We start from the raw sequence: 20,275 nt of genomic DNA, 5'->3' as shown, positions 1-20,275 counted from the left end.
CTCCGGCAGCGCGGGGTTTCCCGGGCGTATGTGCCCGGGAAACCCCCGCAGGTGGGCGGGCGCCCTGTTCCCGCAGTGCCATGAGTTCAACCGGTCCTTCACCATGTCCCGGATCTCCTGCATGGCCCCCGACCCGGATGCGCGTCACGACGGCCGGATCGCGGGGCCACGTCACGTGCTTGGGTGCCGGGACACCGGCCGCTGACACCGTGCGACGGGCACTGGATCCGCCGGTACGGCCCCTCCGGTGCCTGTTCCGTCACGGGACGGCGGTCGGCGCGCTCAGGTTCAGCAGGAGAGGTTGCCTCCCGGATCGACCCCGAGGATCTGGCTGAAGCCCACGTAGGAATCCACCCGGCTCTGCACCTCGGCGGGGTACTTGCCGTCGCACTCCAGGTAGCCGTTGATGGAGCGGATGGTCTGGCCGAAGCCGGCGTCGTTGACCACGGCGTCGTGCGGTGTCATCGAGCCCGGGCCGGTCTGGGTGTTCCAGTACCACAGGCCGGTCTTCCAGGCGACGGAGGAGTCGCTCTCCACCAGACCCGGGTTGTTCAACAGGTCGATGCCGAGCGCGTCACCCGCGGCCTTGTAGTTGTAGTTCCAGCTGAGCTGCATGGGGCCGCGGCCGTAGTAGGCCGCCTGGCCTGCCGGACAACCGAAGGGCTTGCCGGCATCGCAGTAGGTCGGGTAGTTGGCCGTGTTCTGCTCGACGATGTGCGCCAGACCGCCGGTCTCGTGGTTCACGTTGGCGAGGAAGGCGGCGGCTTCCCGCTTCTTCAGCGTGTCGTCGCCGGTGTTGGCGAAGGCGGGGTAGGCGCTCAGTGCCGCCAGCAGCCCGTCATACGTATAGACGGGATTGCGGTTCGGGAACATCTGGTTGAACTGCGCTTCAGTGACGACGAATCCGGACGTGGGCCCATTGTCGACCGGCGGGGCGGGAGCGGGCTTCTGCGTGTCGGGGACTGACGAGGTGCCGCCCGCGGACACGTTCCACTTCTCGTTCGCGGCACCCTGGCAGGGCCAGATCTGGAGGGGGGTGCGGCTGGCGCTGTTGTAAGCGCGCACGTCCAGGCACTTGTTCGCGGCCGGGTTGACGATGTCCTTGGCCTCGGTGATCACCCACTGCTGGCCGGGGGTGCCGTTGCAGTCCCACAGTTGTACGTCCGCCGCGTCGGCGGTGCTGCCGTACCGGACGTCCAGGCACTTGCCGAACGCCCGCAGAGTTCCGTCACCGGGGTTGGACCACTGCTGGGCCGGTGTGCCGTTGCAGTCGTAGAGCTGGACCTGCGTGCCGCTCGTGCTGTTGCCGTCGGCCACGTCGATGCACTTGTCGGCGAAGCCGGTGATCTGACTGCCCACCGCTTCGCCCGCCAGGGACACCTCGGACGGCTGGGAGAGCACGATCCCGGCGCCGACCGTACCCAGCACGAGTCCTAGCGCCACGCCGACGCCGACGTTGCGTCGGGTCAGGTGCGCTCTCAAGCGGGGGATGGTGAACATCATGTATGTCACTCCTTGATGAGCTGTGCTGAGGAGGCGGCTGGAAACCACGGACGCGGGCTGCCGGGTCCCCGCCTCTCACCAACCGTCACGAAGCCCGTCCGCCAGACCTGCGGGCCGCCTCCCCCTGTCCTCTCCCAACGGCACCCCGTCCCGGCACGGCCTCGTACGCGCTTCCGCGAACATCGCAACGGGCTTGGGAGAGGAATGGTTCAAATGAAATGGTGCACATGAAGGGGCGAGGCGATCGGGTGCCCGACTCCGTCACCGGGTCCCGCCGTACCGACCGGACAGGCACCGAAGCCCATCGCCGCACAACAGCAACAGGCCGTCCCCGACGCGCACATCGAGAATGAACGACCCCCCGGTCCGCCAGGGCCGGACGGTCTACGGACGCGTCCCGGGGACGGGACGGTCTACGGACGCGTCCCGGGGACGACGACGGAGAAATCCGAGCAGATCCGGGCTCGGCGCCCCGCACCGTCGCTGTCGGCCCACCGCGGTCCGCACCCATTTCCCAGAGCGGCCGGTGCGCCTCACCGGGTACAGTCGCAACCTTCGGCCGACGGAAGCCGGCCGGAGTCCTCGAAGGCATGGCACCCATGAATCTCGCCGAGCATCCCGCGCGCCGCCGCCTCAGCGCCGCCCTTGACAGCCTCTCCGTCACCTTCGCCGGCATGACCGCGCATCCCGACGAAAGCAACTGCGACTGCCACTGGGGCAGTTCGGAGGAGCTCTCCCTTCTGAAGACGCCGGACGTGGAACTGGAGCCGGACCTCCTGCACCGGACCTGGCAGGCCATCGACTGGACCGATCACGCGGCCGTGCTCCGCCGCATCCTGCCCCAGTTCGCCACGGTCCTGGTCGCCGGTCGCGCGGAGCCTCTGTTCGAGCTGGAGGAGGCCGGGTTCTCCTTCGCCCGCGGCCACTGGCAGCAGTGGCCCGACGAGCACGCCGGTCCGGTACGCGAGTTCCTGCATGCCTGGTGGGTGCAGAGCCTCACCGATCCGGATGCGGCCGTCCCGGCACACCAGGTCTTCGCGATGTGTGCGGAGGCGTCCGGAACGGTCGGCCCCTGGCTCGCCGACTGGGAGAAGCAGACCGGGCACCTCAGCGACCGACGTCTCGCCGAGGCGGTCGCCGAGTGGGAGTACGACCTCCTCGGTGACCGACTGTCGTGGGACGTCAGGTGGTACGAGAACGACGAGGAGGAGATACGCGCCGACCTGGTCGCCTGGCTCCTCGACCACGCTGCGGTGCGGCTCCGCGAGTCGGGCGCACCGACGGATCTGCAGCACCGGATACGGCTGCTCGGACTCACCGACGAGGACCGCTGGACGGACCCGCACTGGCCCGGCCACCGCTACTGATGGCCGGCGCTACGGACAGCGCCGGCGCTATGGAGCGATGGCGACGGCGCAGTCCTGCTCGATCGTGTCCCCTTCGTCTTCGTCGCTGCCCTCGACGCCAGGGTGATCGACAGGAAGCACGGTCATCAAGGTGTGGGGTCGAGGCAGTCGGCCGGTGTCCGTCGGCAGGGGCGCAGTGAGCGACATCGAGGCCACCCGAATGGCGCAACGTGACGTGCCACCCACATGGGTGAGGATCAAGCTGGCTAGTGCCCCAACCGAGGAAATCCGTGAAAGGGGAACCGAATGCGCATTCGACGAATCCTCGCCGCCGTCATCGCCACGGCAGCCCTCGCCGGACTCGGCCTCACAGGAGCCGCCACCGCCACCGCACAGGGTGCCGCATCCTACGTCACCCCTTCTGAGTGCAAGCAGGGCGGCGGAACCCCCGATCTGACGGAAAACCGCTGCAAGGGCGGTACGCACGACGGGCAGCCGGTCGACTAGACCCCACAAGGCGCCCCGCAGCCACGCGCCGCGGGGCGCCACCGCCACCGCGTAGCCGGGAGAGTCGCAGGGACCGTGCCGACCCATCGGGCACCCTAGGTCTAGGTCTAGGTCTAGGTCTGGGTCCGGGTCGGCCCGGAAGCACGCGGCGGGCGGAAGCTCCCGAACACCGTCGCGCACGAGCCCGCGACTGCCAAGCCGCCGGGGACGCCGCCGTGACGGGCGGCGCGGACCGGACGGGCGAAGGCGGCGGGGTCGAAACCGGTCTGTCACGAATCAGTGAACACCGCAGATGATGTGCAGCTGTGGTCAGGCCGGGGACGGCGTTGAGCCGGGAGAGTGGTCTGCGTTCGCTGATGCATCGTCGTGGTGGGCCGGGCCGAACACCTCGTCGGCGCCATGCGGTTCTGTGCGCGGCTGCTGGTTGAGGGTGTGCCGCAGTATGGAGGAGTGCCGATAGACCTCTTTGCGGGCCCGCATGATGCTGCCCAAGGGGGTGTGCTCGGCGGTCACCCGCCACGGTGTGAAGGACAGCGCGTCCATCTTCTCCAGGTTCTCCGGGCCGGAGATGTCCTGTTGCGGCAAGTGCAGCGTGGCCACCGTGACGTACGGGGAGAGTTGCTCGGGCCACTCCATCGTGGTGTCCTCCACCGGCATCCGCTCCAGGTCGGTGCAGAGTTGCACCTGGATGTCGAAGGTGTAGGGCCGCTCCTGCAACTCGGCTTCCAGCGCCGGACGGAAGACCTCCGCTGCGGAGGCCGGGTCGATGGTGCGCCGGACCACCGCTGCGGCGGAGCGCGGGTCGGGCGCGATGCGCACTTTGGCGATGTAGTCCCCGTGCCTGACCGCGCCCATCGTCCAGTAGGTCGACAGCAGTACGTTGGCAGGGGGGATCCTGGACAGACGCAGGAAGGCCAGGAACTCGTCCCATGCCCAGTTGTCCTGGTCCAGGGTTCCTTTTCCGGTCACGAAGTCGGCGAAGAAGCGATGCGCGCCGGTTCGGCCTTGGGAGAAGTAGGCCGGCGCGTTCAGGAACAATTCCTGGATGAACAGGTAGTGCTCGACTGTGTTGCAGAAGAATACGGGTCCGTTGATGTTGGTGTAGTCGAATGTTCCTGTGTCCGGCTCGTCTTCCAACAGGGTCGGGCCGGGGATGCCGAAAATTTTCAGCGCCAGTCCGGTGGCGCTGCCCAGTCGTGCGTCGGCTCCGGCGTGAGGCGAGCCGTTGGAGAAGCGGATGAGCGCGTCGTGGGTTCCCGGAGTGGCGTAGATTCCTTGGGCGTACTCGGGGGGAATTCCGTTCAGGATCTCCACCTGCCCTCGGATCAGTCCGTAGCCCTTGGCATGGGCGTCTCGGAGGGCCCGACCTGCGCCGCCGGCCTTGACGGACTCGGTGATGTAACTCTCGGTCTTCTCGATCACGGTCCGCAGGTTCTGTTCGAAGGCCGGTTCATTGTCTTCGACGTCCGGTGTGTAGCGGACGAACTGTGCTGCCATGGCTTCGGCCTCTCCATGGAGAGCGGGTGGAGACTCAAGGGTGGTACTGCTTTCATCTCTCCAGTTCGGCGAGCCAGCGCAGGGCGCGCAGCCCCGGCAGAAAGCAGTACTCACCGCCGCGGGTGACCACGAAGCTGGGCAGATTCCGCAGGCGACGCCGAACCGGCTTCTCCGGGATGGTGACAGTGCCGGTTCCGCCGTGATGTCCGGCTACCGGGTCCTTTTCGCCGGGGTAGCCGATGAAGTTTCCGTCATTGACCCACTCGGCCTTAATGAATTCAAACTGTCGTTCCAGGTGGGCCCCGATGAAGACACCGACCAGACCCCGGTCCGTGCCGTCGTCCTCCAACATGCTCTCCGGAAGCGGCGGACCATAGGTGGTGCCGCGGCGGATGAGCCGGTGCATCCGCGCGTCACCGATGATGGTGGAATCGCGGGGGTTGGTGCGCCGGATGTGCGCACCTGCGGGGCACCGGAACCCTCGGTCGTCGTTCTCCCGGTACAGGAAGTTGTTGTTGCGCCGCGGATCGGCCGCCAGCTCTGGATCATCGTGCTCCGGCGACAGCGTCAACGGCGCCCCGCTCGGCCAGCGCCCGACCATCTTCGCCGCCAGGAGTGCCTCATCCTCGGCACTGGAGCTGTTCGCGCGCAGGTACCGGCGCCAGGCCGCAACGTTCGTGTGGATCTTGCGGACGGCCACGTAGGTCCCGTTACGCCCCAGCACATCGGGGCTGGGCATGGGCGGCAGGTTGCCCGTCTCGTCGGGGTAGCCAAGGATGAACTCGCCGGCCTTGATGGGGGGTTCCTGCGGGTTGGAGCCGGGCAGTCCAACGCCCTCGATGTTCGGATGGCTGATGCCGTCACGGAATCCGAAGGTGGTCCGCCCGGTCGGGAGCTGGCGGACGTCCTGCTGCCAGATCACCTGGACACCGGGCGTGTCCTGGTAAGCGACACGGGCTTGCTCCAGTTCCTTGTCCAGCTGCGCCGCATCGGAGGACAGGGCACTCAACGCGATATGAACGTCCCCCGTGCCGAATGGCTTCTCCCAATGGGCCGGCGCACTCTCACCGAGGTCACCGATCAGCTCCGCCCGAGCGGCCATGCCCTCGCGAAACGCCCGCGGAAAGCTGTCCAGTGACTCCTGCGGCACTCCCAGTGCCTCCAGCCCCTGATAGGTGAGCGCCACCGCCACCCAGGCATCCCGTCTCGGGTCCACCTCGGGCAGACCAGCCGCGGTCAGCGGGAGCAGCCGCCGCAGCAGGGCGCGTCCGGCGTGGCGGTCATCGACGCGCAGGAAGATGTACTTCCCCTGGTAGGGCGCGGGCCGTGGGCGCAGTGCTCCGCTCTGGATGTCGTCGATCTCGACGCGTACGACGCCCGCGCTGCTGCTTCCCGTCGTGTTCATAGTGGTTTGTGCTCCACATCGGTGTCAGCCTGAGCAGCCCCACATGGGCGGCCCCGCGCCCGCCGACGCGGTCCAGTGATGTCGGGTCGGCCGGGATTTGCGGTCATACGTTCCAGGCCGCCTAGCCTGCGGCTACCTCCAGCAGCTTCTGGAAAGCAGGCGTGGACACCAGCTCTGCATTGGCCGGGTTCTCCAGCGCCGCCCGGAACTCGGCGGTATCCAGCACCTCCTGGAACGCGTCGTCCACGCGCTGGTCCTTGAAGATCTGCTGAACGGTCAGATCGGGATAGGCACTGACGAAGACTCCCGCGGGCTCCTGGTGGGCCAGGAACCATTCCTTCACCCCTGGGTCGTGGATACCGGGGAACCCTTCGCTGTGCGAGAAGACCTTGTCGAAGCGGGCCCCGACCACCGTCTTGGCGAAGTCGTCGATGTAGGTGTCCCAGGAGCCGTCGAAGACACTGGCGAACATGAACCGGGTGTCGTTGTCGAAAATTACATGCCGTGCGTCATGCAGTGTGCCGATCTGGCGCACCGCTGCATGAACCCTCTCGTCATCCGCCGCGTCGGCGAGCGTGGCGAGATCCGCACGCAACGCATCGGCCTCGCCCGGTTTGATTTTCGTGAAAACGGTGAATTCGTTGCAGACGCCATCCGTCCTGCCGGGGTGTTCAGGATGGGCAGGACGGGCCGCGTCCGATGTCGGAGTCATGATCAGGTTCTCCTGCCACGGATCGGTTCGAGAGCCGTCAGGCGCCCCGGTACGAGGTCCCATAGCCCTCACCACCAATCCTGAGCCCGCCTGTGCCGCCTCGCATTCCGGCAACGGCTGGTGTGATGAGCCGATGGCGGATGCGAAACCCGGCCTGATCAGTTCGGGTTCCATCCCGGCACGATCCCGCTACGTACCGTTTACGTGGTGCGCCCGCAGGCAATCGTCAGGCCGAGATCGTCTCCAACCTGAGAAGCTCCTGAGGACAGATCCGTAAAGGCGCAGGAAAATGGAGTCAGACCTGCCGAGCAGGCCGTGTCACTCTCTCGGGCAACCGCCTCCCCCGCCACTCCGTCCAAGAGCCGCGTCGGCTGCCGTAAGCCGGACGGTGCGGCAGGACCCTCGGCTGCCGTCTGGAACTCGACCGGGCTCAAAGGAGACTGCCGAGCCGTTGCGGATAGGCCTCCGACAGGCTGCGACCCGGTCAGGGCTCCTGTTACGCACCCCAGGGCACGCGCACGACGATCCGCTGCTCCACGTCAGGCGGCCGGATCGCCCGCTCCCGCCGAACCTGCTCAACGCGATCGCCACCCTGACCCCACCTGGAGGCAATCATGGGCAAAGTTCTCGGTGACGTGCTGGGGTTTGCGGCCGGCGTCGCGATCAGCCCGCTCCCGATCATCGCAGTCATCCTCATCCTCGCCACGCCTCGGGGACGTCTCAACGGGGTCCTCTTCACCGTCGGCTGGCTACTGGGGCTCTCGGCGCTGGGGGCAGTGATGCTGGCGATCGCTTCCCCTGCAGGCGCCTCCGGCCATCATCACCCGGCCACCTGGGTGGGAGCTCTCAAAATCGCTCTGGGTGTGCTCCTCGTCGCCTTCGGCGCCCGGCAGTGGCATCGGCGCCCCAGGGACCCCTCGCAAGCGCAGCTGCCGAAATGGATGGGCGCGATGGACCGCCTCTCGCCGGGCAAGGTGCTCGGACTCGGAACGGCTCTGGCCGCGCTCAACGCCAAGAACGCACCGCTGACCATTGCCGCAGGCGCCGCTATCGGCTCAGCGGGACTGCCGGTCGGGCAGGAGATCGCGTCGCTGGTGATCTTCGTCGTGATCGCTGCCCTCGGCCTCCTGGCCCCCCTGGGGGTCTACCTGCTTGGAGGAGAGCGAGCCGAAACCACGCTCGGCAATTGGAAGGACTGGGCAGCTCAGCACCATGTCGCTGTGATGGCGGCCCTGTTCTTCGTCCTCGGGCTGAAGCTGCTCGGAGACGGCATCTCCATCCTCACCTCCTGACGGACCTTACCCACGTGCGGCGGTCTGGTCCGATCACAGACGGGCGACAGAGAGCTAGAAGGCGGCGAGGCCGTCGGGACGGCCGATGGGTGGCGGGGAAACTTCACCGAATTCTCCTACCGTATGAGCAGTGCGAAATTCCCACATCACTCACCAATGCATTCCTGGGATGTTCCCATCGAGCACACCAAGGACCCTCCGCGGCGTCAGTGGAGGGTCCATGGAGCCTCTGACCTGATGTTTCTCTGTGCCCCGGCAGGATTCGAACCTGCGACACCCGCTGTAGGAGTTCGATCAGCGGAGGGTGTGGGGCTGCTCGTAGTCGTGTTTGAGGGCGGTTGCTGATCCCTTCATGACTGCCCGGATTCATCGTTGCCCGACGACGTTGATGTCAGCTGCTGATGTCAATCTGTACTGGGAAGTGGCTGTTCACGAGGGGACCGGCAGGCCTCTTGCCCGGCGCGCGCAGGTGAATCTGTGAGCTGTGGGCGCCTGGCAGCCGTGGAACGGTTTGGTGTCCGCCTGCGTCGTCCCTCTCCGGGGCACGGTGGCCGTGTTCCGGAGAGGGGAGACCGGGTGCATACGGGCGGCTTCGCCAAGTGGACAAGGCGGTTCGAGGACGAGCGCGAGCGCAGGCGTGCCCAGGGTGATCCGGACTGGGGACAAAACGCGACGCTGCATCCGGCAGTGTGGGCCAGCATCCAGCGATTCCAGGTCGGCGAGGACGGTGACGGCGCCAACCTCGTCAGCAAGGCGGACCAGGCCGGCGACGCCGACTACGGGCTCGCTGTCCGTCTCTTCATTGCCGAGGAACAGAACCACGCCCGTCTGCTTGCGCGGCTGCTGGCTGCCGGAGGCGTGCCGACGTTGACTGCGCACTGGAGCGACACGGTCTTCGTACGGCTGCGGCGTCTCATGGGCCTGCGCATGGAACTGCTGGTGCTGATGATCGCGGAAGTAGTGGCACTGCGTTATTACCGGGCCCTGCGCGATGGCACCGGCGATGCGCTCACTTCGGATGTGGCGGGGCGGATCCTGTCCGACGAGGAGCGTCACGTGCCGTTCCACTGCGAGCGGCTGCACGCCTCCCTGGCGGAGCTGCCCCGCGCGGTGCGCCGCCCGGTGATGGCCCTGTGGCGACTTCTTCTGTTCGCGGTCTCGCTCGTCGTCGCCGCCGACCACGGTCCGGCATTGCGCCGACTCGACATCGGGCGCCTGCGATTCGTGGGCGATGTCATGGCCTCGTCCCACGCGGTGGTCTCCGCAGTGCTGGTGCCCCGCCCAGATGCATGGACAAGCGCGGGCTGAAAGAGACAACCCACCGCTTCCTACCACCTCTTCAGGAGCGAGATGAGGTGGTCACAAGCCTGACCTGCGGGTTCACTGCCTTGGGCAGATTCGGCGGCGCGTCCCCCTGCGCCCCCTGATTCCCTCTGATCCCCCGCCCGTTCTGGCACGAGAGTGGCACGGGGACCTGCGCTGGTGACCTCCTCGATGCGAACTATGGGCTGCTCGGTCGCTCAGGTTTGCCGGGCTGGTGGCGTCGTTTCTCCTCCCGTTGGGCGGCCACGTCGGGGATGACGGCAATGGCCTCGGTGAGGCGGCCCTGCCGGATCAGCAGTTCGGCCAGGTCGGTCGCGGCCCGTTCGCCGGGCAACGGGCGTAGGAGGGCGATGGCCTCCTCGACACGGCCGTCCTGGGCAAGCAGCCAGGCGATGGTCAGCTCGCGGTCCTCCACCTTGTCGGCCGGCAACGCCTGGATCTCCGCAATTGCCTCCCTGGCGCGTCCCGACTCTCCCATCAGCCACCACCGGTTGGACCGGAGCCAGAACTCATCGTTCTCCGCCAGGAATTCGGGGCTGCGCCCTTCCGTGAGTCCAAGGGCCCTGTCGTGCAGGCCCCGGTCGGCGAGCACGACCAGGGTCGCTTGGAGAAGGTTCCCGTCGTAGAGGTCGTCGAACGTGTGCTCCACCGCCTCGATCGCGTCGTCTACCCGGCCCTGACGGATGAGCAGTCCCATCAGTGTGCTCTCGTGCCAGCCCGGATGCTCGGCGGCGATGAGGTCGCGCAGGTACGCCTCCGCTTCCCCGACTCGGCCCAGGTTCTCCAGGGCCGTCACGTACGGGCTTACGGCGGCGTACCTCTGGGTGTCGGCAAGGTCGCGAAGTTCCTCGACCCGACCGTGTCGGGCCAGCAGCTCGGCATAGAACTTGACGTTGTTCTGCGGCCCGTACCGGCGTGCGGCCATGTCCGCGCCGAGCAGCCGGATTGCCTGGTCCGCCCGGCCGGACCGCTCCAAGACCCGGGCCTGTGCAGGGAGGGCACCCCACAGGTCGTCGCACTGCTTCGGGTCGTGCCGGACCTCCTCGGCGATCGGGGCCAGCAGCTCCAACACCCGCTCGTCGCATCCCTGGCCCTCGGTCATCTCCACCAGGGCCCCCAGCAGGCGCCCGCCGCGCAGGTGCGGGCCGAGTACGCCGATCGCGTCGTCCACCTGCCCGGCCCGGACCAGCGTCTCGGCGTAGTCCCGCCACGCGTCGACCGCGTTTTCCTGCGGCCTCTTGGGATGCGCCAGCTCCAGCGCCTGGTCGACGCGGCCCCACCGCAACAGGACGTCGGCGCCCGCCCGCACCGCCGGCTGCCAGCCGGTAGCCGCGAACGGCTCCACCACCGTCCAGGCCCGTCCGAACTCCTCCACCGCACACAACCCCCGCACCGCACCCGCAGCGCAGAACCAGTCCTCACGCTCCCGTGCCGCCTCCACTAGGGCCTCCAGGCCGCCGCGTTCGAGGATCTCGTCCACGATCCGCGGCAGGACGCCGCCGAGGTTGCTCAACTGCCACTGAAGATCATCCACATTCACGGGGGCACCCTAGGGCCAGCCGCCGACACACCCGCGACGCGGCTTGCCGGTTGGCCCGCCGAGCCTGTCAGTGGGCCACCCGCTTGCTGCTACGCGCGGTGTCGGGCATCTCGGTTAGCGCGTGCGGTCTTCCAATCCCGATCCCTTCGGAGCAGGGATCCGCAGGGTACCGATGAGGTCGGCGGAGCGGGTTTTGGGCGGGAACTGCTTTGGCGCGAGTGATCATGGCCCCGTAAGCTTCCGGCGCGTCGGGCAGTCTGTGGATCTGCCCGGTAAAGCACGGCGTTGGGGCCGTGATCTTCGAGGCTCGCGCCAAAGCGGCTGCCTGAAAGCCGTGGAGGCGACCGCCCCAGCCACGACGTGTTCTGACTTCATGCACTGTGTGCCCGCCCGGAGGAGCGAAGTGACGACGGGTGCTTGACGCGGACCGGTGCGCCGACGGTGGTCAAGGCGTACCAGATCCTGCGGGCGATCCTGAGCACGGCCGTTGATGACGAGTTGATCCGGCGCAACCCGTGCCGCATCAAGGGCGCCGACCGCTACGACGTGCCAGAGCGGCCCGTCCTCACGGTGGCCGAAGTCCTCGCCGTGGCCGACTCGATCGCCCCGCGCTATCGGCTCCTCGTCCTCCTGGCCGCCTTCACGGGCCTGCGGTTCGGGGAGCTGGCATCGCTCCGCCGCCGCGACGTCGACACGGACAATGCGGCGCTCATGGTCCGACGCTCACAGGCGGAAACGCAGACGGGAGCGCTTTTCGACAAGGCGCCGAAGTCAGATGCCGGGGTCCGGCCGGTGGCCTTCCCGACCGAACTCGCGCCGGACGTGAAGCGGCATCTCGACGCCTACGCCGGGCGTGGTCGTGACGGACATGTCTTCCTCGGGCCTCAGGGCGTCCTACTGCGGCGGAGCAACTTCCGAGACGACTGGATCAATGCCAGGAAGGATGCCGAGGTCACGACAGACGCACATTTCCACGATCTTCGGCATACGGGGAACACCCTCGCGGCGTCGGTGCGAGCCTGCGTGAGCTGATGACCCGGATGGGCCACAGCACGCCCCGAGCGGCGCTGATCTATCAGCACATGGTCAACGGCCGTGACCGTGAGATCGCCGATCGGCTCGGCTCGATGATCCGCAAGGAACGGGGTGATGTGGACTCCTAGCGAACCTTGTGGCACGTGTGTGGCACGGCCGTGATCACGCGAAAGGGCCAGTTCGAGAGGATCAAGCCTCTGAACTGGCCCTTGGCCGTGTGCCCCCGGCAGGATTCAAACCTGCGACACCCGCTTTAGGAGTTTTCCCTGGTCAGGTCCCTGACCTGCATGAAGGCTGACCGCAGGACGGCTGACCTGGTCAGATGCCCCTCCGTAGTTCTCGCTTGTTCGCGGGATTTCCCGTTCTCGTGTGTGCTGAATCCGTTCCGGCGGGACGCCACACAGGGCGGCCAGTCGTTCACCGTTACCCATGACGGACACCCGATCGGTCAGCTCGTCCCTCTGCGGCGACGTCGTCGGTTCGTCTCCCGTCAGGAGTTCGCCGCGATGTCGAGGACCGCTCCCGACATCGGCCTCGACACGTTCCATGCGGACCAGGACGCCACGGCCGACACCTACCTGGACGATCCCTGTGCCCGCTGACCGCTCGCCGTACGAGCAGGGGCTCCTCGACACCGACACCATGATTCTGCGCCGGTGGGTGGCTTCCGAGGAAACTGCCGGACGAAATGGCGATCACCGCCATCACCCTGGCCGAGTTGTCCGCCGGTCCGCACGAGGTCCGTCGCGACGAGCAGCACCGGGCGGAGAAATTCTTCGCGATCGCCCCGGGCAGCCAGAACCGCTGGTATCCGCCCAGGGCAGGGCTGGTGGGGATTTCAAAGACGGTGACGCTGGCCTGCTCACTCAGCCGCAGCCCGTGCACACCATGAGGTCGCTGAACGTCGCGTCGCGGGCCGCCCACCGGCCGCGGAACCGGTCCGCGGGCAGTCCGTCAGGGCCGTAGCCGCGAAGCCCCACATCCCGCCAGAGCCGGTAGGTCGCCGACGGCATCCACTCGATGCGCTTCCCGTTCTCGTCATGCGCGTAGGTCGCCGGAACCGTGGAGGGGCCGGTGGGCCGGACGACCGACCCCATCGGCGCGGGGTGGGCGGCGCGATGCGGGATCGGAACCGCCGCGACGTGTCCCTGCCGCACGGCCCACGCGTAGAACTGGTTGACCAGCGCCACTTCGCGATTCCAGGTACTGCCCCCGACGCAAGGTCCCGTCTCGTCCCGGCGGCGCCACTGATGGAACGCCAGATGATCTGCCTCAGTGGCAGCCCTCCACGATTTCCCACCGCGCGCGGTATGCAGAAACGTGAAGAACCGGGCCAGGGCTCTGGCCCGATTGGCGTTGCTGTTCCACGGAGCCGTCAGATTCGCCTGAAGGAAGTATGCGTTGAGCGCGACGTCGTACTCGAACCGCGGCGACAGCAGGAACGGCAAGCCGTCCGGGCGCAGTCGCGGGCACTGGTAAGTCGCGGCTCTCGCTCCTGCCACAGTACGGGCGGGGCGCTCAGCTCTGTCGACGTGCCGCGTCCCGCTGCGTGGGGCTGGCGGCAGGCGGCGCAGTCACGTCGAGCAGAAGCAGCGCATCGTGGTCGGGGCTACCGGGCTCGGCGGTATAGACGCCAATGCGCTGGCCGGGGGTGCCTTCCACGTGCAGGGACTGCGACGTGAGCGTGAGTGTTCCGACCTGGGGGTGGCGGAACGTCTTGGCAGCAGGTTTGCGTCCGGTCACTTCGTAGCGTTCCCACAGACGTGAGAAGTCGGGGCTTTTGAGGAGGAGCTCACCGACGAGGTTGCTCAGGTCGGGGGCGTCAGGTGCGGTGCCGGCCACGGCGCGCAGCCAGGCGACGCAGCCGGTGATCTGACGGTCCCAGTCGCTGAAGAGGTTGCGGGCCGCGGGGTGGAGGAAGAGGTAGCGGGCGAGGTTGCGGTGCTTGGCCGGCCAGTCGTCCAGGCCCGCGTACAGGGCGAGGCCGCCGGGGTTCCAGGCCAGCATGTCCATGCTGCGGCTGATGACGTAGGCCGGGTTCGGGCGCAGCGACTCGAGCAGCAGCTTCAGGTGGGGGCGCACGGTGCGGCTCGGGGCCGGGGGCGGCTCGGGCGCGTAGCGGGCGGCACGGGCGGCGAGCTCACGCAGGTGCTGGTGCTCCTGGTCGTCCATGTGCAGAGCGCGGGCGAGGGAGTCGAGGACGGCGGGGCTGGGGCGAGTCTCCTTGCCGCGTTCCAGGCGTACGTAGTAGTCGATGCTGATGCCTGCGAGGGTGGCCAGCTCCTCGCGGCGCAGGCCGGGGGTGCGGCGGATGCCGGCGCCGACGGTGAGGCCGGCGTGTTCGGGATTGGTCTGGGTGCGGCGGGCGCGCAGGAAGCGGCCCAGCTCGGCGCCCTCGCTGTGCGCGCTCTCGGATGCCATGACTCCAGTCTCACCCGCCGGGCACCCGCTACGCGGGCGGGAGGGGGGCCCTGCCATTACCCCCGAAGAGCCCGCCCTGCCACACCCGAGCGAATCCGGGCGAAGGCGAATGAGGAAGACGCCGGCCCCTCGCGCCGCCCGGGCTTCAACCGGCACGACCTGCCGGGCCGGGCGAAAGTGAGAGACCAGGCGACACCCATGATCGGAAGAGGGCGAGATGCGGTACATCAAGCTGCGTGACCTGGAGGTCTCCCGGATCGGGCTGGGCGCCATGGGCATGTCCCACGGCTACACCGGCTCGGGCACCGACGACGCGGAGTCGATCAGGACCGTGCACCGAGCGCTGGAGCTGGGCGTCACGCTCATCGACACCGCCGAGATCTACGGCCCCTACACCAACGAGGAACTGCTCGGCCGGGCGCTGAAGGGCCGACGGGACAAGGTGGTGCTGGCCACCAAGTTCGGCCTGGTCTCGCACGGCGGCGACGGCGCGTGGAACCTGGACTCCAGCCCGGCCAACATCCGCACCGCGATCGAGGGCTCCCTCAAGCGCCTCGGCACCGACCACATCGACCTGTGCTACCAGCACCGGGTGGACCCGAACACGCCGATCGAGGAGACCGCCGGCGCCGTGAAGGAGATGATCGACGAGGGCAAGGTCCGCGCCTTCGGCCTCTCCGAGGCCGGCCCGGAAACGATCCGCCGCGCCCACGCCGTCCAGCCCGTCACCGCGGTGCAGTCCGAGTACTCCCTGTTCAACCGCGGCATCGAGGACCGTGTCCTGCCCGTCCTGCGGGAGCTGAACATCGGTCTCGTGCCCTTCTCCCCGCTTGGCCGCGGCTTCCTGACCGGCACCGTCCGCTCCACCGACCAGTTCGACGAGAACGACTTCCGCCGCGACAACCCCCGCTTCACCGGTGAGAACTTTCGGCACAACCTGGCGCTCGTCGACGAGGTCAAGGCCCTGGCCGACGAGGCCGGTGCCACGCCCGGTCAGGTAGCGCTGGCCTGGCTGCTCGCTCAGGGCGACGACATCGCCCCCATCCCCGGCACCAAGCGCGTCAGCCGGGTCGAGGAGAACGCCGCCGCCGATGCCCTCGCGTTGACCGCCGAGCAGCTCGACAAGCTCTCCAGCCTGCCGCCCGCCGCCGGCGACACCCACACCGAGGCCCAGGCGCAGATGCTCGAACGCTGACCCCGCCCCGGCCCGCCGCGCTTCGCGTGGCGCCCCCGCCCCTCGTTTGGAGTAACACCTTTCATGCGTGCAGCAGTGATGTACGGAGCCGGCGACGTCCGCGTCGAGGACCGGCCCGACCCAAAGATCGTCCAGCCCGCCGACGCCGTGGTGCGGGTCGTCGCGTCCTGTGTCTGCGGCAGTGACCTGTGGCCTTACGCGTCGATGCCCGCCACCGGCACCGGCCGCCCCATGGGTCATGAGTTCCTCGGCGTCGTCGAGGAGACCGGCGCGGACGTGACCGGTTTGAAGGCCGGTGATCTGGTCGTCGCCTCGTTCACCTACAGCGACAACACCTGCGACTACTGCGCCAAGGGCCTGCACATCTCGTGCCGCAACGGCGGCCGGTACGGGCCGAGTTCATGCGCAACGTCACCCTGACCGGCGGCGCCAGCCCCGCCCGCGCCTACATCCCCGCACTGCTGCCCGACGTCCTGGACGGCACGATCGCCCCCGGCCGCGTCTTCGACCAGGAATTCGCCCTCGACCGGGCACCGGACGCCTACCGGGCCATGGCCGACCGCCAGGTCCTCAAGGCCCTCATCCGCCCCTGACCACCCGCCCTCACCCGCACAGCTAAGGAACATCCCGCTCATGCAGACTGTCACCCTCAATGACGGCGTTGAGATGCCGATCCTCGGCTTCGGCGTCTACCAGATCCCTGCCGAGGACACCGAGCGCGCCGTCGCCGAGGCACTGGCCGCCGGCTACCGACTGCTGGACACCGCCGCCGCCTACGGCAACGAGGAAGCCGTCGGCCGCGCGATCAAGTCCAGCGGCATTCCGCGCGAGGAGCTGTTCGTCACCACCAAGCTGTGGGTCCAGGATGCCCCCGCCGAGGACAACACCCGCCGCGCGTTCGAGACGTCCCTGACCAAGCTGGGCCTGGATCACCTTGACCTGTACCTGATGCACCAGCCCTTCGGCGACGTCTACGGTCAGTGGCGCGCCATGGAGGCCCTCAACCGCGAGGGGGCGGCGAAGGCGATCGGGGTCGCCAACTTCTATCCCGACCGGCTGATCGACCTGATCATCAACAACGACATCACCCCGCAGGTCAACCAGATCGAGACTCACCCCTTCTTCCAGCGCGCCGACTACCAGGACCTCATGCGCGAGCACGGGGTGCAGATCCAGTCCTGGGGCGGCTTCGCCGAAGGCAAGAACGACCTGTTCACCAACCCGCTGCTCGCCGAGATCGGGAAGGCATACGACAAGTCCGTCGCCCAGGTCGTCCTGCGCTGGCTCACCCAGCGCGGCGTCGTCGCCATCCCCAAGTCCGTACGCGCCGAGCGCATGGCCGAGAACATCGACGTCTTCGATTTCGAGCTCACCGACGAGCAGATGGCCCAGATCGCCACCCTCGACACCGGCCGCTCCTTGTTCTTCGACCACCACGACCCCGAGATGGTCGCCTGGCTCGCAGGGCGCCGCCTGGACAGCTGAACGCCTCACCCACTGCCCCTCGCCGGCCGCGGATGCCCTCAAGCGAATGCCCGGGGCACCCGCCCGGCTTCCACGGTTCACCGGGAGCCGCCCACCATGATCAAGCCACAGCAGCACGGCGCCCCGCCGGGCCGGTGCACCGTTCTGCGCGGCGCGCTGCTGACCGCAACCGCCGCTTTGAGCGCGACCTACCTGGCGGAGCTGCTCACCGTCCTCACCGCGGTCCGGCATCCCCACCTCCTCCCAGTCCGCCGCGACGACCGGAAGCAACGTGAAACGAGTCCTGCTGGCCTACTTCTCCCGCCCGGGCGAGAACTACTACTACGGCGGCCGTACCGACCTGAAGGTCGGCAACACCGAGGTGCTGGCCAACAAGATCGGCAGCCGCATCACATGCGACACCTATCGCATCCAGGCCGCCGACCCCTACCCGCACGACTACGACGCCACCGTCCAGCGCAACTTCCGTGAGCAGGACACCGACGCCCACCCTGCCGTCGAAGGCCGCCTGCCCTCCCTCGACGGCTACGACACCATCCTCCTGGCCAGCCCCATCTGGAACGTCCGAGCACCCATGATCATGACGACGTTCACCGAAGCCCTCGACTTCCGCGGCAAGACCATCCTCCCGGTCACCACCTACGCCGTGAGCGGCCTGGGCACCACCGAACGCGACTACGCCGCCTCCTGCCCCGGCGCAACCATCGCCGAGGGTCTCGCGGTACGCGGCGAAGAGGTCAAAGGCGCCGACACCGAAGTCGAGACCTGGCTGCGACGCATCAGGTTGCCCGTCCGGTGACCACCCCGCCGAGCACACCACGGCCCGACCGGATGGCAGGCACATTCGCCGCAGCCTCGGTGGATCTGCCACGTCGCTGGTGAGGTGACTCGGTACACCAACCCAGCCTCGATGTACTGCCCTTCTCGAAACCGGTCACTGACCGCTTATACACAAGGGTGCAAGTGCCTCACGAAGGCTGATGCCGGGGCACCGGGTCTGTGGGAGCGCAAGGACTTCGTGGTGCGAGCGTGGCATGGTCGCGATCACACAGCCGGTTCGGGGACTGGCCGGCTGCCCGGGAAAGGGCGGCTCTGGAAACATCGAGGCCCGTGGTACGAGAAGTAGTGTGGGAGCGGCGAGACGAGTCCCTGATCGCACCGATTCCCGAAGACGGGTGATCCTCATGACCGGCTCCGATGCGCGGCCTGTTTCCCGGCATCTGCCCAGTGGTGTTCACGAGGCCGTGCAGCCGGGGTGTGCGCTGCTTCGGCTGGAGACCACGGAGGCACGTGAGGGTGTCCTCGATGGTGCGTGGTGGCCGCGGTCGCGCGACATCGGTGCCGAGCTGCCCGCGCTGCTGAGCGCCCTCACCGGCCACCTCGGCCCCGTCACGCGCGTCGGGCTGGACGTCGCGGCCTGGGAAGGGCTCCCGACGCGGATCGTCGTCGAGGACCGGGTGGTGCGCATCGACTCTTTTCCGGTGGGCGACGACACCGTCCTGATCACTCGCGGCGATCAGGACATCTTCTCGTTGCTGGTGGTTCCGCCGGACGCGGCACCCGAGGCCGCCCGCGCCGCGATGGCTCAGGCCGTCCGGGCCGACAACGTCACCCGGGCGGAACAGATCCTCATCGACACCGGAAGCGCACAGGTGCCGCCGGACTGAGAGCGAGCCGTGGGCGGCGGAGCGACACCGGACGACACCGGTGAGGTCAGCCGCGCCACTCCACCAGGAGCAGCGTCGCGTCGTCCGTGGTGTGTCCGCCCCGCGCCCGCTTGAGCGCGTGGGACAAGGAGCGCGCCACCGTCCGGATCCCGCGGCCGGTTCTCTCCAACTGGTCCACCCAGCTGATCAGTTGGGTCTCTCCGAACTGATCTTCACCCGTCGCGTGTTCCTCGATCAATCCGTCGGTGAAGCAGAGGAGGCGGTCCCCTGGCTCGAGCTTCATCTCGCACATCTGCGGCTCGGGACCGCCGAAGCCGACAGGGAGGGTCGTCGGACCGGTCAGCCGGAGGGCGACACGATGATCACGGACGACCATCGGTGACGGGTGCCCGGCGTTGACCCACTGAAGATGTCCCGTCGTGGTGTCCAGTTGCAGCATCTGCGCGGTCACGAAGTGCTCGGGGCCGAACTGGTCCGCCACAGCGCGGTCCATGAAGTCGTAGATCTCCGGCAGTCCGGTGCCGGCGCGGCGGGCGTGGCGGTAGGCACCGATGGCCACGGTGGCCATCGTGGCCGCGTCCAGGCCGTGGCCCATCGCGTCGATCATGGCCACGTGCAGGACGTCTCCGTTTAGGGCGTAGTCGAAGCTGTCCCCCGCCACGTTATAGGCGGGTTCCAGGATCCCGGCCACGGCGACCCGAGGCATGATCATCGCCAGCGGTGGCAGCAGGGACCACTGGATCTCCGCGGCGATGCTCATCGGTTCACCGCGTCGGACACCGAAGAAGAGGTCGGAGTAGCCGTGCTTGGTCACCAGCAGGTCGGCCACCAGGCTGGCGAGCCTGCGCAGGATACGGCGGTCGTGGTCATCGACGCCGTCAAACGTCACTGCCATGACCCCGACCTGGTCTCCGCCGTCCAGCAGCGGCAGGTGGACCCGCACGCCGTCGTCTTCGGGCAGCTCGACGGGGTGAGAGTCGAGAAAACAGCGGCCCGCCTCGGAGTCGTCGATCACCTGCGGTTCGCCCTCCGTGAGGCCGTCGCCGGGCAGGGGTACCAGCAGCAGTTGTCCGTAGTCCTGCAGCAGCACCTGCGGTCGGCGGCCCCCGAGCCGCTCCATTACGTCGGCGACCAAAGGCCCGATGAGATGGGGCGGCAGTTCGTGCGCGCGATCGAGGACCTCGCCCAGCAGAGCTTCCCCGAAGCTCTCGGAGCGGTCCGGGCGCCGTCCGGTCGTCATCCACTCACCCGCCACGGGCCGGGCCGGCCAGGGGGCGGGCTGGGACGACGCAGGGTCTGCCGGTGTCATCGCTCCATCGAGGGGTCGTAGACGCCCGGATCGGCCGG

Annotated in this window: 17 protein-coding genes and 3 pseudogenes; 12 read left to right on the top strand and 8 right to left on the bottom strand. The window is 68.1% G+C overall.

The window, feature by feature from the left end; translation table 11 throughout:
- Positions 1-288: 288 nt before the first annotated feature.
- Positions 289-1,503, bottom strand: coding sequence for a glycoside hydrolase family 19 protein (locus ACFYPJ_RS27145; RefSeq protein WP_389022288.1), 1,215 nt, complete (start codon positions 1,501-1,503; stop codon positions 289-291).
- A 599-nt stretch (positions 1,504-2,102) separates the two neighbouring features.
- On the opposite strand from ACFYPJ_RS27145, the gene ACFYPJ_RS27140 reads away from it, so the two are divergent.
- Both ACFYPJ_RS27140 and ACFYPJ_RS27135 read left to right on the top strand, forming a co-directional pair.
- Positions 2,103-2,870, top strand: coding sequence for a hypothetical protein (locus tag ACFYPJ_RS27140; protein WP_389022339.1), 768 nt, complete (start codon positions 2,103-2,105; stop codon positions 2,868-2,870).
- Positions 2,871-3,155: 285 nt separating this feature from the next.
- Entirely contained in the window at positions 3,156-3,356 is a 201-nt protein-coding gene (locus ACFYPJ_RS27135) for a hypothetical protein (RefSeq protein ID WP_389022286.1), read from the top strand.
- Between the two features lie 309 nt (positions 3,357-3,665).
- On the opposite strand, the gene ACFYPJ_RS27130 is transcribed toward ACFYPJ_RS27135, so the two are convergent.
- The 3 genes from ACFYPJ_RS27130 to ACFYPJ_RS27120 all read right to left on the bottom strand — a co-directional run bounded on the left by ACFYPJ_RS27130 (position 3,666) and on the right by ACFYPJ_RS27120 (position 7,144).
- On the bottom strand, positions 3,666-4,778 hold the full coding sequence (locus tag ACFYPJ_RS27130) for a catalase family protein (protein WP_389022283.1): 1,113 nt from the start codon (positions 4,776-4,778) through the stop codon (positions 3,666-3,668).
- A 127-nt stretch (positions 4,779-4,905) separates the two neighbouring features.
- Positions 4,906-6,258: a Dyp-type peroxidase gene (locus ACFYPJ_RS27125; protein WP_389022280.1), complete on the bottom strand. Its 1,353-nt coding sequence runs from the start codon at positions 6,256-6,258 to the stop codon at positions 4,906-4,908.
- Between the two features lie 121 nt (positions 6,259-6,379).
- Positions 6,380-7,144, bottom strand: coding sequence for a hypothetical protein (locus ACFYPJ_RS27120; protein ID WP_389022277.1), 765 nt, complete (start codon positions 7,142-7,144; stop codon positions 6,380-6,382).
- 440 nt (positions 7,145-7,584) lie between these two features.
- On the opposite strand from ACFYPJ_RS27120, the gene ACFYPJ_RS27115 reads away from it, so the two are divergent.
- Complete coding sequence (locus ACFYPJ_RS27115) at positions 7,585-8,262, top strand: GAP family protein (protein WP_389022275.1); 678 nt, start codon at positions 7,585-7,587, stop codon at positions 8,260-8,262.
- A 576-nt stretch (positions 8,263-8,838) separates the two neighbouring features.
- Positions 8,839-9,570: a ferritin-like domain-containing protein gene (locus ACFYPJ_RS27110; protein WP_389022273.1), complete on the top strand. Its 732-nt coding sequence runs from the start codon at positions 8,839-8,841 to the stop codon at positions 9,568-9,570.
- A 193-nt stretch (positions 9,571-9,763) separates the two neighbouring features.
- On the opposite strand, the gene ACFYPJ_RS27105 is transcribed toward ACFYPJ_RS27110, so the two are convergent.
- Positions 9,764-11,125, bottom strand: a complete 1,362-nt coding sequence (locus tag ACFYPJ_RS27105) for a hypothetical protein (RefSeq protein WP_389022270.1) — start codon at positions 11,123-11,125, stop codon at positions 9,764-9,766.
- 429 nt (positions 11,126-11,554) lie between these two features.
- On the opposite strand from ACFYPJ_RS27105, the pseudogene ACFYPJ_RS27100 reads away from it, so the two are divergent.
- From ACFYPJ_RS27100 to ACFYPJ_RS27090, 3 genes and pseudogenes are all read left to right on the top strand, one after another.
- Positions 11,555-12,288 (top strand): annotated as a pseudogene (locus ACFYPJ_RS27100) (tyrosine-type recombinase/integrase); the annotation flags it as partial.
- A gap of 243 nt (positions 12,289-12,531) precedes the next feature.
- The gene (locus tag ACFYPJ_RS27095) at positions 12,532-12,762 is read left to right on the top strand and encodes a prevent-host-death protein (RefSeq protein ID WP_389022267.1); all 231 of its coding nucleotides are present in this window, start codon (positions 12,532-12,534) and stop codon (positions 12,760-12,762) included.
- Positions 12,752-12,917: pseudogene (locus ACFYPJ_RS27090) on the top strand (VapC toxin family PIN domain ribonuclease); the annotation flags it as partial. The gene ACFYPJ_RS27095 and the pseudogene ACFYPJ_RS27090, both read left to right, overlap by 11 nt.
- 109 nt (positions 12,918-13,026) lie before the next feature.
- Here ACFYPJ_RS27090 and ACFYPJ_RS27085 read toward each other — a convergent pair.
- Positions 13,027-13,608, bottom strand: a complete 582-nt coding sequence (locus ACFYPJ_RS27085; RefSeq protein WP_389022265.1) for a site-specific integrase — start codon at positions 13,606-13,608, stop codon at positions 13,027-13,029.
- A 70-nt stretch (positions 13,609-13,678) separates the two neighbouring features.
- Positions 13,679-14,581 (bottom strand): helix-turn-helix transcriptional regulator, encoded by a 903-nt coding sequence (locus tag ACFYPJ_RS27080; protein ID WP_389022262.1) that lies wholly within the window; start codon positions 14,579-14,581, stop codon positions 13,679-13,681.
- Positions 14,582-14,798: 217 nt separating this feature from the next.
- Here ACFYPJ_RS27080 and ACFYPJ_RS27075 point away from each other — a divergent pair, with 217 nt between their 5' ends.
- From ACFYPJ_RS27075 to ACFYPJ_RS27055, 5 genes and pseudogenes are all read left to right on the top strand, one after another.
- The gene (locus tag ACFYPJ_RS27075) at positions 14,799-15,776 is read left to right on the top strand and encodes an aldo/keto reductase (RefSeq protein WP_389022259.1); all 978 of its coding nucleotides are present in this window, start codon (positions 14,799-14,801) and stop codon (positions 15,774-15,776) included.
- A 63-nt stretch (positions 15,777-15,839) separates the two neighbouring features.
- Positions 15,840-16,369: pseudogene (locus tag ACFYPJ_RS27070) on the top strand (alcohol dehydrogenase catalytic domain-containing protein).
- Between the two features lie 40 nt (positions 16,370-16,409).
- Positions 16,410-17,261, top strand: coding sequence for an aldo/keto reductase (locus ACFYPJ_RS27065; protein WP_389022257.1), 852 nt, complete (start codon positions 16,410-16,412; stop codon positions 17,259-17,261).
- Between the two features lie 271 nt (positions 17,262-17,532).
- Positions 17,533-18,060, top strand: a complete 528-nt coding sequence (locus ACFYPJ_RS27060) for a flavodoxin (RefSeq protein WP_389022254.1) — start codon at positions 17,533-17,535, stop codon at positions 18,058-18,060.
- A 385-nt stretch (positions 18,061-18,445) separates the two neighbouring features.
- Complete coding sequence (locus tag ACFYPJ_RS27055) at positions 18,446-18,928, top strand: DUF5994 family protein (RefSeq protein ID WP_389022251.1); 483 nt, start codon at positions 18,446-18,448, stop codon at positions 18,926-18,928.
- Positions 18,929-18,974: 46 nt separating this feature from the next.
- Here ACFYPJ_RS27055 and ACFYPJ_RS27050 read toward each other — a convergent pair whose 3' ends face one another.
- Complete coding sequence (locus tag ACFYPJ_RS27050) at positions 18,975-20,168, bottom strand: PP2C family protein-serine/threonine phosphatase (RefSeq protein ID WP_389022248.1); 1,194 nt, start codon at positions 20,166-20,168, stop codon at positions 18,975-18,977.
- Positions 20,169-20,275: the final 107 nt, after the last annotated feature.

Origin of the sequence: Streptomyces sp. NPDC006012, assembly GCF_042871185.1 — a bacterium.
Lineage (GTDB): Bacteria > Actinomycetota > Actinomycetes > Streptomycetales > Streptomycetaceae > Streptomyces.
The sequence above is the reverse complement of the archived record's forward strand: the minus strand, read 5'-3'. Positions and strand labels throughout refer to the sequence as shown.

What these genes read in the sequence shown, in the direction of transcription:
- ACFYPJ_RS27145 (WP_389022288.1), bottom strand. Translation starts at nt 1,503, where the DNA reads ATGATGTTCACCATCCCCCGCTTGAGAGCGCACCTGACCCGACGCAAC.
- ACFYPJ_RS27140 (WP_389022339.1), top strand. Translation starts at nt 2,103, where the DNA reads ATGAATCTCGCCGAGCATCCCGCGCGCCGCCGCCTCAGCGCCGCCCTT.
- ACFYPJ_RS27135 (WP_389022286.1), top strand. Translation starts at nt 3,156, where the DNA reads ATGCGCATTCGACGAATCCTCGCCGCCGTCATCGCCACGGCAGCCCTC.
- ACFYPJ_RS27125 (WP_389022280.1), bottom strand. Translation starts at nt 6,258, where the DNA reads ATGAACACGACGGGAAGCAGCAGCGCGGGCGTCGTACGCGTCGAGATC.
- ACFYPJ_RS27120 (WP_389022277.1), bottom strand. Translation starts at nt 7,144, where the DNA reads ATGGAACCCGAACTGATCAGGCCGGGTTTCGCATCCGCCATCGGCTCA.
- ACFYPJ_RS27115 (WP_389022275.1), top strand. Translation starts at nt 7,585, where the DNA reads ATGGGCAAAGTTCTCGGTGACGTGCTGGGGTTTGCGGCCGGCGTCGCG.
- ACFYPJ_RS27080 (WP_389022262.1), bottom strand. Translation starts at nt 14,581, where the DNA reads ATGGCATCCGAGAGCGCGCACAGCGAGGGCGCCGAGCTGGGCCGCTTC.
- ACFYPJ_RS27075 (WP_389022259.1), top strand. Translation starts at nt 14,799, where the DNA reads ATGCGGTACATCAAGCTGCGTGACCTGGAGGTCTCCCGGATCGGGCTG.
- ACFYPJ_RS27065 (WP_389022257.1), top strand. Translation starts at nt 16,410, where the DNA reads ATGCAGACTGTCACCCTCAATGACGGCGTTGAGATGCCGATCCTCGGC.
- ACFYPJ_RS27055 (WP_389022251.1), top strand. Translation starts at nt 18,446, where the DNA reads ATGACCGGCTCCGATGCGCGGCCTGTTTCCCGGCATCTGCCCAGTGGT.
- ACFYPJ_RS27050 (WP_389022248.1), bottom strand. Translation starts at nt 20,168, where the DNA reads ATGACGACCGGACGGCGCCCGGACCGCTCCGAGAGCTTCGGGGAAGCT.